This window comes from Rhizobium sp. rho-13.1 (assembly GCF_007000305.1).
In the GTDB taxonomy this organism is placed as follows: domain Bacteria; phylum Pseudomonadota; class Alphaproteobacteria; order Rhizobiales; family Rhizobiaceae; genus Rhizobium; species Rhizobium rhododendri.
This window is the reverse complement of the sequence record NZ_SCFL01000001.1, coordinates 700,953-714,462: the sequence shown is the minus strand read 5'-3', so window position 1 is coordinate 714,462 and position 13,510 is coordinate 700,953. Positions and strand designations below refer to the sequence as shown.

The 13,510-nt window shown below is 63.4% G+C and carries 9 protein-coding genes and 1 riboswitch; of the genes, 5 read left to right on the top strand and 4 right to left on the bottom strand.

Translation table 11 applies throughout. The features are described from left to right. Positions 1 to 70 precede the first annotated feature (70 nt). The 3 genes from EQW76_RS03685 to EQW76_RS03675 all read right to left on the bottom strand — a co-directional run bounded on the left by EQW76_RS03685 (position 71) and on the right by EQW76_RS03675 (position 4,820). The gene (locus tag EQW76_RS03685; RefSeq protein WP_142823095.1) at positions 71 to 1,939 is read right to left on the bottom strand and encodes a glycoside hydrolase family 15 protein; all 1,869 of its coding nucleotides are present in this window, start codon (positions 1,937 to 1,939) and stop codon (positions 71 to 73) included. 123 nt (positions 1,940 to 2,062) lie between these two features. Then, complete coding sequence (locus EQW76_RS03680; RefSeq protein WP_142823094.1) at positions 2,063 to 2,917, bottom strand: oxidoreductase; 855 nt, start codon at positions 2,915 to 2,917, stop codon at positions 2,063 to 2,065. Between the two features lie 112 nt (positions 2,918 to 3,029). Continuing rightward, entirely contained in the window at positions 3,030 to 4,820 is a 1,791-nt protein-coding gene (locus EQW76_RS03675) for a chloride channel protein (protein ID WP_142823093.1), read from the bottom strand. A gap of 165 nt (positions 4,821 to 4,985) precedes the next feature. After that, positions 4,986 to 5,377, top strand: a riboswitch (cobalamin riboswitch). A 151-nt stretch (positions 5,378 to 5,528) separates the two neighbouring features. On the opposite strand from EQW76_RS03675, the gene cobU reads away from it, so the two are divergent. The 5 genes from cobU (at position 5,529) to EQW76_RS03650 (ending at position 12,562) form a co-directional block, all read left to right on the top strand. Further along, positions 5,529 to 6,053: a bifunctional adenosylcobinamide kinase/adenosylcobinamide-phosphate guanylyltransferase gene (cobU, locus tag EQW76_RS03670; RefSeq protein WP_142823092.1), complete on the top strand. Its 525-nt coding sequence runs from the start codon at positions 5,529 to 5,531 to the stop codon at positions 6,051 to 6,053. Positions 6,054 to 6,057: 4 nt separating this feature from the next. Then, positions 6,058 to 7,104 (top strand): cobalamin biosynthesis protein CobW, encoded by a 1,047-nt coding sequence (gene cobW, locus EQW76_RS03665; protein ID WP_142823091.1) that lies wholly within the window; start codon positions 6,058 to 6,060, stop codon positions 7,102 to 7,104. Between the two features lie 235 nt (positions 7,105 to 7,339). Further along, a complete protein-coding gene (gene cobN, locus EQW76_RS03660; RefSeq protein WP_142823090.1) occupies positions 7,340 to 11,362 on the top strand; it encodes a cobaltochelatase subunit CobN in 4,023 nt (1,340 codons plus the stop codon). Positions 11,363 to 11,489: 127 nt separating this feature from the next. Beyond that, positions 11,490 to 12,137 carry a cob(I)yrinic acid a,c-diamide adenosyltransferase gene (cobO, locus tag EQW76_RS03655; RefSeq protein WP_142823089.1) on the top strand — a complete coding sequence of 216 codons (648 nt, stop codon included), beginning with the start codon at positions 11,490 to 11,492 and terminating at the stop codon, positions 12,135 to 12,137. Then, positions 12,137 to 12,562 carry an EamA family transporter gene (locus EQW76_RS03650; RefSeq protein ID WP_142823088.1) on the top strand — a complete coding sequence of 142 codons (426 nt, stop codon included), beginning with the start codon at positions 12,137 to 12,139 and terminating at the stop codon, positions 12,560 to 12,562. The genes cobO and EQW76_RS03650 overlap by 1 nt, the downstream gene beginning before the upstream one ends. A 19-nt stretch (positions 12,563 to 12,581) precedes the next feature. Here the strand turns inward: EQW76_RS03650 and EQW76_RS03645 are convergent, their stop codons facing one another. Further along, positions 12,582 to 13,367, bottom strand: a complete 786-nt coding sequence (locus EQW76_RS03645; protein WP_224127718.1) for a TSUP family transporter — start codon at positions 13,365 to 13,367, stop codon at positions 12,582 to 12,584. Positions 13,368 to 13,510 lie beyond the last annotated feature (143 nt).

Genomic DNA, 13,510 nt, shown 5'->3' with positions numbered 1-13,510 from the left:
CACCTTCGGCGCGTTATCCGATAAAAATCAAACTATTCGGGAAGCAGTGACGCTAACAAGCCGTGCCCTTCTATGCCCGCCACTGACCGAATTTGCCATCCAGTGCCCTGTCCAGATAGAAGGCAGCGCTGATGAGGGCGAGATGCGTGAAGGCTTGCGGGAAATTACCGAGGAACTCGCCGCGCGCATCGAACTCTTCCGGATAGAGCTGCAGGTGGTTGCCGTAGAGCAGCAGCTTTTCGAAGTTTATGCGTGCCTCGTCGAGGCAACCAGCGCGGGCGAGGCATTCGACATACCAGAAGGAGCAGGCGGCAAACGCACCTTCCTGGCCGTCGAGGCCATCTTCCTGCTTGTAGCGCTTCACCAGGCTGTCGTCGGCCAGCTGGTCGCCGATGGCATCGAGCGTCGCCAGCCACGCCGGGTCGGTGGCGCTGACGAAACGTACCAACGGCATCAGCAGCAGTGCGCCATCGACATTGGTCGCACCCTTGCCCTGCACGAAATGGCCGAGTTCGTCGTTCCAGAAGTTCGCCCAGATATCTTCGCTGATCTCGTTGCGCGTCGTCACCCATTTTTCGAAGGGGGCGGACAGCGAGCGCTTTTCAGCCAGCCGGATCGCGCGGTCGACGGCTACCCAGCACATCAGCCGGGAGTGCAGATGCTCGGACGGTTCGTTGCGCACCTCCCAAATGCCGGCATCCGGTAGCTGCCAGTTGTCGCAAACGTAATTGACAAAGCGCTGAACGCCGCGCCAGCCCCGACCGGAGATAGCCTCTCCGTATTTGTTGCTGATGTAGATAGAGTCCATCAGCTCGCCGTAGATGTCGAGCTGGATTTGCTCGGCAGCCTTGTTGCCGACACGCACGGGGCGTGCGCCGCCGTAGCCTGCCAGATGGTCCAGCTCGACTTCCTCCAGATCGGAACTGCCGTCGATCCGGTACATGATCAGAAGCTGGCCGTCCCAGTCTTGCTGGGTGCGCGCGCCGGTCCATCGGCTGAAGGCCATTGCCTCCTCCTGGTAGCCGAGCCGCATCAGCGCATAGACCGTGAACGATGCATCCCTGATCCACGTGGCGCGATAGTCCCAGTTACGTTCGCCGCCGGGCGCCTCCGGCAGGCCGAAGGTGGCGGCAGCGACCATCGAGCCGTGGCTGAGCGAGGTCATCAGTTTAAGGGCCAGCGCCGAGCGGGTCACGGCATCCCGCCAGCGACCGTGATAGGTCGACCGGGCAGCCCATTTCTGCCAGTAGTTTTTTGTCTCGAGGATGACGCATGACACCTCCTCGGTCTGCATGAGCACGCCGTCGTCGTCTCCGAAGGTGAAATCCGCCTGCTCTCCGACCTTGAGCGTCAATTCCGCCGTCACTCCTCCGTTCATCGGCGTCAGTGCCACCGGTGCGGTCAGGCGCAAGCGCAAGCCGTCGGGTCCGCTGAATACGGCACCGTGTTCATCGACGGTAACGTCCGGGATGGTGCGAGCGTAGTCGAAGCGTGGCCAGCATTTCAGCCGGATGGTGACTGTGCCGCGCGTGACGGCGACGCGGCGCACGATCCGGCAGACGCTCTCGCCGGTCGTAGTCGGGCTCGGCATCAGGTCGGTAATTTCGGCGCTGCCGGCATGCCCGAGCCAGCGCGTCATCAGGACGTTGGTTTCGGGGACGTACATCTGGATGGTGCGCGCGCCGGCGATATCCGGCGAGAGTTCGAAGGCGCCGCCCTTTTCCGGATCGAGCAAAGCCAGGAAGACGCTGGGGCTGTCGAAGTTCGGCCAGCACAGGAAGTCGATGGCACCGTCTCGGGCGACCAGAGCGGTGGTGCGCAGATTGCCGATGGTTCCATGGTCGGCCACTGGCCGTGGGATGGCGGTCAGGTGGCCTTCGTTCAGGGGCGGCGGCTCATGCTTGCCGATGTCTGTTGCAGCGGACCTGTTGTCAGTCATCCATGCCGTCCCTGTTTTTCGCCACCGCCTATCCGCGACGGCGCAGTAAGGTGGTGTCCGGTCGTCGCGGTGGACGACCGGCTTTTCGCGAGCGGTAAGAGGAACGCCGCCATAGCTGTGAACTTATTGTTCGGACTCTGGGAAATCGGCACCGATGGAGGTGTCGCGCCACTGTTCGACTTCGGCCAGACTGTCCGAGAGCTTTTTCGATACGGCATCGACGCCGAAAGCGCCGAGCACCAGGTGGCGCGGCGGGTGCTCCAGTTCCGTTACCATCATCATCGCCTTTGCAGCGCGGATCGGATCGCCCTTCTGCTTGCCGCTGATGGCTGCTGTCGAGGCCATCCGTGCGCCGACGGTCTCTTCGTAGTCGGCCATGCCGGAGACCGTCTGCTGTAAGGACCGGCCGGCCCAATCTGTGCGGAACGGGCCGGGTTCGATGCAGGTAACCTTAATGCCGAGCGGCCGGCCTTCGACGGCAAGCGCGTCCGACATGCCCTCGACGGCGTGCTTGCTGGCTGCATAGTAGCCGGAGCCGGGAAAGCCGACGAGACCGGCAACCGAGGTGATGTTGATGATATGGCCCCGGCGGCGCTTGCGCATGCCCGGCAATACGGCCCGGGTCATGGCGAAGAGGCCGAAGACGTTGGCATCGAACTGGGCGCGGATGGCGTCGTCGTCGCCCTCTTCGATCGATGCCTGGTAGCCGTAACCGGCATTGTTGACCAGCACGTCGATCTGGCCGAAGCGTTCTTCGGCGGCCCTTACGGCGGCAGCGATCTGCTCCTTGTCGGTGACGTCGAGGTCCAGCGCTAGGGCACTGTCTTCGTGACCCGTGACGAGATCGGCGACACGCTCCTTGCCACGGGCGGTGACGACGGCGCGCCAGCCGCGTTCGAGTACCAATGTCGCGAGTTCGCGGCCGAAGCCGGTCGAGCAGCCGGTGATGAACCAGACGGGCGTGGAGGAGGTTGCCATGTTTGCTTTCAGTGCTTGTGCCGGCGGCGCCACTTGGCACGGTACCGGACGTTATGGTGCATCTGAGTTAGAGCGTGGTGCGTACGCGTCAATACTGAAATTGATTGCGGGCTCAGAGTTCGCCTGACTCCTCTCGCCGGCGCCGGTCGAGCTCTTCCGAATAGCGCCGCAGGGTATGGCTTTCCGACAGCTGGCCGATGACCTTTCGCTCGATCAGATTGTTGACCACAGCCAGTGCTTCGCTTTCGGTCTTGTCGAAGATCGCGGCCGCCTGCTTTGCATTCATCTGCGGCTGCAGGAAGTCGTTCTTGTAGCGGATGAAATCGCCAAGGCCGCGATCGCCATCGTCCTGGTCGACGGGGCTGGCGTATATTTCCGGCACCAGCACCATGCCGGCATATTTCTCCGCATCGTCCAGCAGCACGACCCGCTGGGTCGAGCCGATCGGGAAATCATGGCGGAAGTCGGCGATGCTGATGTTGACGTTGGCGCTGCGCACATCGGGGCGCATCATACGGGCGACCGTCAGGTTGCGGATCCAGCCGACATCGTGGGCGCTGCGGATGCTCTCGCCGCGGAGGTGAAAGCGCCAGGTGGCAAAGGAGTAGCCGAAGGTGGTGCGAACGACGAGCGACGAGGTTATGACGGCGGCAAGCACCAGCGCGGTGATCGGAAAGTCGCCCGTTATTTCCAGCGCCAGGAAGGTCATCGTCAGCGGGCCGCCGATGACTGCCACGGCCAGCGAACTCATGCCGACCACGGCATAGATGACCGGCGTCAGCGTCGCGTGATCGAAGTAGGGCGCGGAGTAGGCGAAGATCTTGCCGAGCAGGGCGCCCATGAACAGCGAGGCGAAGAACAGGCCGCCACGGAAGCCGGAGCCTATCGAAACCGCCGAGGCCAGCGACTTCAGCAGCAGGATGCCGATCAAGGCCGGGATGGCGATATCCCGGCCGAGATTGAGATGCAGCGCTCCGTGGCCGGCCGACAGCACCTGCGGCGAGATCAGGGCGAGCATGCCGACGACGATGCCACCGAGTGCCGGGCGGACATACTGGGGGATGGCGCTCTTGCGGGCCAGCTCCTCGATGAAGGAGACGCCCTGCATGAGCAGGATGCCGCAACCGGCGCAGACTGCGCCGAGAAGCAGGGCCGGAATGTAGTCGGCCGGCACGACGCTGCCGAAATCGCCGATATCGATCATCACGTCGCTGCCGGCGAGCAGGCGTGCGACCAGCGTTGCGACGAGGGCGGAAACGACGACCGGGGTCAGGGTGACAATGGTGTAGCTGCCGATGATCAGCTCAAAGGCATAGAAGGCGCCGGTGAGGGGGGCGCTGAAGGCTGCGGCGATGGCACCGGCCGCACCGCAGCCGACAAGAGTGCGAAGGTCGCCCCGGCGCAGCTGCAGTTTCAGTCCGAGTTTCGAGGCGATGCCGGCGGCGATCTGCGTGTAGCCGGCCTCCAGCCCGACGGATGCGCCGAAACCGTTGGATATGAGGTTCTGAATGGAGACCAGAATGCTGTCGGTCAGCGACAGCCGGCCGCCGTGAAGCGCGTTGGCCTCGATCGGGTCGATCATCGGCTTTTTGCGGGTCTTGGAGAGGATGAACAGCATCAGCCCCAGCAGCACGCCGCCGGCAATCGGCGCCAGCAGCAACAACAGCTTGTTGTCGATCACCGCGCTGCTCAGCCTGCCGTCATCGCCGATACCGTAGATCAGCATGTGCATCTGGCGAGAGATCAGGCTCATGGCCGTCACCGCCAGCCCGGACGTCACGCCGACCAATGCGCCGGCAATGACGAGGCCGACTTCGCTCTGTCGCAGGATCGCGCGCATCCGCCCGGCTTCGAAAAGCGACCGGAGGGTGCGAAAGCGGGGCGCATGGAATCGTTGAAGCATGGCGTTACGCATGAAAGAGAGGCGGTTGTTTAAAGCAGGACGTCTTTACACTGGCAATTGCGACAAAAAGACCGCCGCCGGGAATGATTTCAGCGCCGTTTCAACACATATATGGCAGAAACCGAATTCGTCGATCAGTTGACTTGCATAAGGCGAAGGCCTAATCCTGAACGCATAACGGAAGGTTCCCGCGCCGTGAAAACGGTATGGGATCAAAAGGGAATGTGACCGGGCGGACCCATACAGGGCGCTCCTATCGCAGCCGACCCCGCGACTGTAGAACGGTCAGGGTCTTTCGTCCGGTGTTCCGGGACGACGGGTGATGTTCTGCAATGGTGCAGGCGGGCCTTAAGTCGAAGGCATCGGAAAAGCCACTGGCGTGGCATCATGATTTACCGGGGTGGGACGCCTCTTCATCTACGAATCGTCCGCCTTTTCATGATGACCTGCCGGGAAGGCGAGAAAGACCCGTGATCTCCGGTCGGAACGATATCCGTCGTTCCGACCGGAGATTGCAACCGTGAGCCAGGAGACCTGCCATCCGTGCCGGGCGAAAAGCCCACCCTTTGGGACGTCGTCCCGCTGCCAGCACGGAGGTTGTCATGGCTGAACGTTTGCTTTTGCGCGTCATTGCGGCGCGCTTGCCTGATCCGAACTGTTGCACGCTTGCAGCTTCGCGCAGAACCGCGTGAGGATCGGAACGACCTGATGTCATCCCCAACATTCGGAACGGCCCTCGTGCTTGGCGGCGCGCGCTCCGGCAAGTCGTCTTTTGCCGAGGCGCTCGTTACCGGCTCCGGCCTCGACCGCCATTACGTCGCCACCGGTCGAGCCTGGGATGCCGAGATGGCGGAGCGCATCCGCCAACACCGCGTCGATCGCGGCGAGGGCTGGACGACGCATGAGGAGCCGCTCGATCTTGTCGGCACACTCGGTGCCATCGACGCGCCCGGCCGCGCTGTTCTTGTCGATTGCCTGACGCTGTGGGTCACCAACCTGATGATGGAAGAGCGCGACATGGCTGCTGCCTTCGCCTCACTCTGCAAATTCCTGCCGGGCGCAAAGGCGCGCCTGGTGTTCGTCTCCAACGAGGTCGGTCTCGGCATCGTGCCGGAAAACCGCATGGCGCGGGATTTTCGCGACCATGCCGGCCGTCTCCACCAAATGATCGCGGCTGAGGCCACCGACGTCTATTTCGTCGCCGCCGGACTGCCGCTGAAAATGAAAGGCTGATCCATTGCAACAGAAAATTCCCGCCACCGTCATCACCGGCTTCCTCGGGGCTGGCAAGACGACGATGATCCGCAACCTGCTGCAGAATGCCGGCGGCAAGCGCATCGCCCTCATCATCAACGAGTTCGGCGATCTCGGCGTCGACGGCGACGTGCTGAAGGATTGCGGCGCTGAGAACTGCTCTGCCGACGATATCATCGAGCTCACCAACGGCTGCATCTGCTGCACGGTCGCCGATGACTTCATCCCGACGATGACCCAGTTGCTTGCCCGCAACCCGCGGCCCGACCACATCGTCATCGAGACATCCGGCCTGGCGTTGCCGCAGCCGCTGGTGGCAGCATTCAACTGGCCGGATATCCGCACGCACGTGACGGTCGATGGCGTGATCACCGTTGTCGACAGCGTTGCCGTCGCTGCCGGCCGGTTTGCCGACGACCACGACGCCGTCAATGCGGCGCGGGCGGAAGATGCCTCGCTCGACCATGACAACCCGATCGAGGAACTGTTCGAGGACCAGTTGACCTGCGCCGACCTCATCGTGCTCAACAAGACCGACCTGCTGGACGCCGCCGGCATTGCAGCCGTTCGGGCCGAAGTCCTGTCGCGCACCGAGCGCAAGCCCCCGATGATCGAGGCCCGCAACGGCGAGGTTTCGGCAGCCGTGCTGCTGGGGCTCGGCATCGGCACGGAGGCCGATGTCGGCAACCGGCTGTCCCACCATGAGATCGAGCATGCCGACGGTACGCCGCACGACCATGACGAGTTCGACAGTTTCGTTGTCGACCTCGGGCCCATCGCCGAGCCGGTCACGTTTATCGAGCGGCTGAAGACAGTCATCGGCCATCACGACGTACTGCGTCTCAAGGGTTTCGTCGATGTGCCGGGCAAGCCGATGCGACTGCAGCTGCAGGCCGTTGGCAGCCGTGTCGACCATTATTTTGACCGCGCCTGGACGCCGGGCGAAGTCCGCGCGACGCGTCTGGTGGTGATCGGGCTGCACGATATGGACCAGGCGGCGGTACGCAGTGCGATCGAGGCGCTTGTTTGATGGTATTTGCCGCGGCTTACCCCTCTCTGTCACTGCGTGACATCTCCCCCACAAGGGGGGAGATCGGGAAGCTGCGGCTGATCTTTTCCTGTCCAACTGAGCGTTTTACAGGCGTTGAATTTCGTTTGAGCATGGAGGCTCCCGCAACCGATCTCCCCCCTTGTGGGGGAGACGTCCGACAGGACAGAGGGGGGCGCCGCCCCGTGCTCGAACCCGCCCATCGGGGAGGTGCCGCATGCATCTTCTCCTAGCCCAGAAGGGCTCGATATCCGATGGCGACGAGGCGATCGACCTCGGTCAGTCGCCGGGCGATATCCTGTTCCTGTCGGCAGCCGATACCGAGCTTGCCGCTATCGCTGCGGCTTATGCCCACAATGACGGCACCCGTTCGCTGCGTCTGGCAAGCCTGCTCAGCATGAAACATCCGATGTCGGTCGACACCTATGTCGAGCGGACGGCGCGACATGCGAAGATGATCATCGTCCGGGCGCTCGGTGGCGCGAGCTATTTTCAATATGCCCTGGAAGCGCTGCATGCAGTGGCGACACGGCAGGGGGCTAAGATCGCGGTCATACCGGGCGATTCCAAGCCGGATCCGGGCGTCATGCCGTTCTCCAACATCGCGCTCGACGATCTCAATGCGCTGTGGTCCTATCTGATCGAGGGTGGCGACGATAACGCGCGGGCGTTTCTGGCCTATGCGTCGGCGATGCTGTCCGGAGCCGAAAAGCCGCAGCCGGCGAGCCCGCTTGCCAAGGCCGGCATCTGGTGGCCGGGGCAGGGTGTTGTCGATGTTGATGCGTGGGAGGTGGCCTCTGAGGTTGCGACGTTACCCCCCTCTGTCGGCCGGGCCGACATCTCCCCCACAAGGGAGGAGAATAACCGGGAGCAACGGCCTATTGTCGCAATCAGCTTTTACAGGGCTCTCGTTCAGAGCGGCGAGACGCGGCCGGTCGAGGCAATGATATCGGCGCTGGTGGAGGCCGGTGTGCGGCCGCTGCCGGTGTTCGCCTATAGTCTCAAGGACCCGGCATCCAAGTCCATCATCGCCGACATTTTTGGCGCCGCGTTGCCGGATGTGGTCATCAACACCACGGGCTTTGCGATCTCCGCCCCCGGCGCAGACCGCAAGCCGACGGTGCTGGAGGCGAGCGACGCCGTCGTGCTGCAGGCGATCTTCTCCGCGTCTTCCAAGGAGGCCTGGACCGCCTCGGCGCAGGGTCTTTCGGCGCGCGATCTCGGCATGAACGTGGCGCTGCCCGAGGTCGATGGCCGCGTGCTGTCGCGCGCCGTATCGTTCAAGGCGGCAGCCCGTTACGACGAGCGGGTGGAGGCCAATATCGTCGGCAGCGAGCCGTCGATCAACCGCATGCGCTATACTGCATCACTCGCTGCCAACTGGGCGCGGCTGCGCCGGACGCCGCCGGGTGAGCGCCGCGTGGCGCTGGTGATGGCCAACTATCCGAACCGCGACGGCAGGCTCGGCAACGGTGTCGGGCTGGACACGCCGGCCGGCACGGTGGAAGTCATGCGGGCGATGGCGGCGAACGGTTATCCGGTGGCCGATATCCCGGCCGATGGCGACGCGCTGATCACCCATCTCATGCAGGGGCCGACCAACTCCGGCCGCGACGGGAAGGTGATCCGCGAAACGCTTTCGATGAGTCGTTACAAGACCTTCTTTGCGTCTCTTCCGGTTCAGATTCAGGATGAGGTGACGGCGCGCTGGGGTGGGCCCGAGGGCGACACCTATGTCGTCGATGGCGCATTCGCCCTGTCCTTTGCCCGCTTCGGCGAAATGCTGGTCGGCATCCAGCCGGCACGCGGCTACAACATCGATCCGAAGGAGAGCTACCACTCGCCGGATCTCGTGCCGCCGCATGGCTATCTCGCCTTCTATGCCTTCCTGCGCCAGGAATTCGGTGCCCATGCCGTCATCCACATGGGCAAGCACGGCAATCTCGAATGGTTGCCGGGCAAGGCGCTGGCGCTGTCGGAGACCTGCTATCCCGAAGCCATCCTAGGGCCGATGCCGCATCTCTATCCGTTCATCGTCAACGATCCCGGCGAGGGCACGCAGGCCAAGCGCCGCACCAGTGCCGTGATCATCGACCACCTGACGCCGCCGCTGACGCGCGCCGAAAGCTACGGTCCCCTGAAGGACCTCGAAGCGCTGGTAGACGAATATTACGAAGCCTCCGGCGTCGATCCGCGCCGCATCCTGCTGCTGCGCAAGCAGATCCTCGATCTCGTCACCGATATCGGCCTCGACCAGGATGCCGGCATTGCCAAGGGCGAGAGCGAGGAGAGTGCGCTGCAGAAGCTCGATGCCTATCTCTGCGACCTGAAGGAAATGCAGATCCGCGACGGGCTGCACGTCTTCGGCGTGTCGCCGCAGGGACGGCTGCTGACTGACCTGACGGTAGCGCTGGCCCGTGTGCCGCGCGGTTTGGGCGAGGGCGGCGACCAGAGCCTGCAGCGGGCGATTGCTGCGGATGCGGGGCTGGCGGCGTTTGTGTGTGACGCTCCACCCCCCTCTGTCGGGTCTGCTGACATCTCCCCTACAAGGGGGGAGATTGGTATGCCGCGCCGTGGTCACAAAAATGCACCTGCGGAGCTTGCTGCAAAAGCGGACTTCAGTGTGGAGATTGCCGCCGCCCCATCGATCTCCCCCCTTGTGGGGGAGATGTCCGACAGGACAGAGGGGGGTAAACCTCCGCAACCCAAAACCTTCGACCCGCTGGACTGCGGGATGGCCGATGCCTGGGCAGGCCAGCGCCCGAAAATCCTCGTCGATGTATCCGGCGACCCATGGCGCACCAACGGCGATACCGTGGAGCGCATCGAATTGCTGGCCACCCGGTTGGTCGATGGCACCAGCCTCTGCCCGCCGGATTGGTCGCAGACGCAGGCCGTGCTTGCCGAAATTGAGTCCCGCCTGAAACCCTCGATCCAGGCCTGTGGACCGGCCGAGATCGACGGGCTGCTGGCCGGTCTCGACGGCCGCTTCGTGCCTCCGGGACCGTCGGGCGCGCCGACGCGCGGCCGGCCGGACGTGCTGCCGACGGGCCGCAATTTTTATTCCGTCGACAGCCGCGCGGTGCCGACGCCTGCGGCCTATCAGCTTGGCAAGGCCTCGGCCGAACTGCTGGTCCGGCGCTATGTCCAGGATCACGGGGAATGGCCGGTCTCGATCGGCCTGACGGCCTGGGGCACGTCGAATATGCGCACCGGCGGCGACGATATTGCCCAGGCGATGGCGCTGATTGGCGTCAAGCCCCTGTGGGATATGGCGTCTCGGCGGGTCACCGGCTACGAGATCATACCGCCGGCCATGCTTGGTCGTCCTAGGGTGGATGTGACGCTGCGGATTTCCGGCTTCTTCAGGGATGCCTTTCCCGAGCAGATCGCGCTGTTCGACAAGGCCGTCCGGGCTGTCGGCGCGCTGGATGAAGACCCTGAGGACAATGCAATCGCAGCCCGCATGCAGGGAGAAACCGCACGCCTGATGGCCGAGGGGCTGGATGCGGCTGCAGCAGCAAAACGGGCCGGCTATCGTGTCTTCGGCTCCAAGCCGGGCGCCTACGGTGCTGGCCTGCAGGCGCTGATCGACGAAAAGGGCTGGGAGAAGCGCGCCGATCTCGCCGAGGCCTATCTGGTCTGGGGCAGCTACGCCTATGGCGCCGGTGAAGATGGCAAAGCCGAGCGCGGTGTCTTCGAAGAGCGGCTGGCATCGATTCAGGCCGTCGTGCAGAACCAGGACAACCGCGAGCATGACCTGCTCGACAGCGACGATTACTACCAGTTCGAGGGCGGCATGGCGGCCGCGGCCGAGCAACTGGGCGGCGCCCGGCCGCCTATCTATCACAACGACCATTCGCGGCCCGAAAAGCCGGTGATCCGCTCGCTTGAGGAAGAGATCGGCCGGGTGGTGCGCGGCCGCGTCGTCAATCCGAAATGGATCTCCGGCGTCATGCGCCACGGTTACAAGGGGGCTGCCGAGATCGCTGCGACCGTTGATTTCCTGTTCGCCTTTTCGGCAACGACAGGCGCCGTCCGCGATCACCACTTCGAGGCGGTCTACCAGGCCTTCGTAACAGACGCCCGCGTCGCCGATTTCATGACGGAGAAGAACCCCGCTGCCTTCGCTGACATGAAGGAGCGGCTTCTGGAGGCGATTGATCGCCAGCTGTGGACACCGCGCAGCAACTCGGCGCGGTTCGCGCTGATGGAAACAGGCGAAGAGGCGCTGGCATGATAGTCGTTGTAGAGAGTAGGACCAGTTTTCTGCAGACGCCGAAAACAATTAGCGAGCCGCAAATCGGTTTCCATTTCCGGCCGGGCGGCCCGCTGGCACAGAAGCCCGAGATTTCAGGACGACAGCCATGAGCGAAGACACAACCGACGGCGTGACCGCGCCGGAGCAAAAGCCCGACGATAGCCGCCACGCCGAGAAGATGGCGAAGAAGAAGGCGGCGCGTGACAAGATCATGGCGACGAAGAGCGGCGACAAGGGGCTGATCATCGTCCACACCGGCAAGGGCAAGGGCAAGTCCTCGGCCGCTTTCGGGATGATCTTTCGGCATATTGCCCACGGCAAGCGCTCCGCCGTCGTGCAGTTCATCAAGGGCGCGATGTGGACGGGCGAGCGGGACCTGATCGAGAAGCATTTCTCGGATATATGCGCCTTCCACACCATGGGCGAGGGGTTTACCTGGGAGACGCAGGACCGCGCCCGCGACGTAGCGGCGGCTGGAGCTGCGTGGGAGAAGGCCAAGGAGCTTATCCGCGACGAGCGCAACTCGATGGTGCTGCTCGACGAGATCAACATTGCGCTGCGCTACGATTATCTCGATCTGGCAGAGGTCATCGAGTTTCTGAAAACGGAAAAGCCCTATATGACGCATGTCGTGCTGACGGGCCGCAATGCCAAGGAAGAGTTGTTCGAGATCGCCGACCTGGTGACCGAGATGGAGCTGATCAAGCATCCGTTCCGCTCCGGTATCAAGGGGCAGGCCGGAGTGGAATATTGATGACGCAGAGCTGGGTTTTCTGGGCGATCCTATCGGCCGCCTTCGCGGCGCTGACCGCGATCTTCGCCAAGATCGGCATCTCCGGCGTCAATTCGGACCTCGCGACGCTGATCCGCACCATGGTGATCATCGTCATCCTCGCCGCCATCGTTACTGCCACCGGCCAATGGCAGGCGCCGTCGACAATTTCTGCCAAGACCTGGCTGTTCCTCGGCCTGTCCGGCCTTGCTACCGGCGGCTCGTGGATCGCTTATTTCCGGGCCCTGAAGCTCGGCGATGCAGCCCGCGTCGCGCCTATCGACAAGCTGTCGATCGTACTGGTCGCCATCTTCGGCGTCGTCTTCCTCGGTGAAAAGCTTGGAATGGTCAACTGGCTCGGCGTTGCGCTGATTGCCAGCGGTGCGCTGCTGCTGGCGCTGTTCTGATCGGTGTCCCCTGCAGCCCTTAGTAGCCGAGCCAAAGCCTGACGGGATTGTTCGGATCGGCCAGCAGTTTAATAGCGAAGGCGATGCAGACGACGACCAGAAGCGGCTTGATGACTTTCGCACCGATACGCATAGCAAGCCGCGAGCCGACCTGGGCGCCCAGAAACTGGCCGATGCCCATCAGGATGCCGATCTTCCAGAGGATGGCGCCCGAAAACAGGAAGACCACAAGCGCCCCGAAATTCGAGCCGAAGTTCAGAAGCTTTGTATGGGCGGTCGCCTTCAACAGGCCGAAACCGGCGAGGCTGACGAAGCCGAGCATGAAGAACGAGCCGGTGCCGGGGCCGAAAGCGCCGTCGTAGAAGCCGACCAGCGGCACGACGGTCAGGCCGAACATCAGCGCCGTCATCCGCCTGTGGGTCTCGACGTCGCTGATGTTGGGCTTCAGGGCGAAATAGAGAGCGATGGCGATCAGCAGGAAAGGCATGATGGTGCGCAACAGATCTGCTGGCATGATCGTCGCCAGCAGCGCGCCGAGCACGCCACCGAGCGCCGCCATGGCTGCCATCGGCACCTGCTCGCGCAATTGCACATGGCCCTTGCGGGCGTAGGCGATGGTCGCCGAGGCCGAGCCGCAGATGCTTTGCAGCTTGTTGGTGCCGAGCGTCTGCAGCGGCGGTATGCCGGCGATCAGCATGGCCGGCACGGTGATCAATCCGCCACCGCCGGCAATCGAATCGACGAAGCCGGCAAAGAATGCTGCCATGAACAGAAGCAGGAGCAGTTGAAGGGAGATGTCTTGCACGGCGGGCCATCCGATTTCACTGGAGCGTCTTCTGGCACCCGCGCTTGCCGGCTGCAATCGTTGTTTGCGGGGGCGACCAAAATTGACGTGAGCCGCGCTGAAGCCTAGACAGATCGCCATCCTTACCGAAGAGAGCCTGCGTG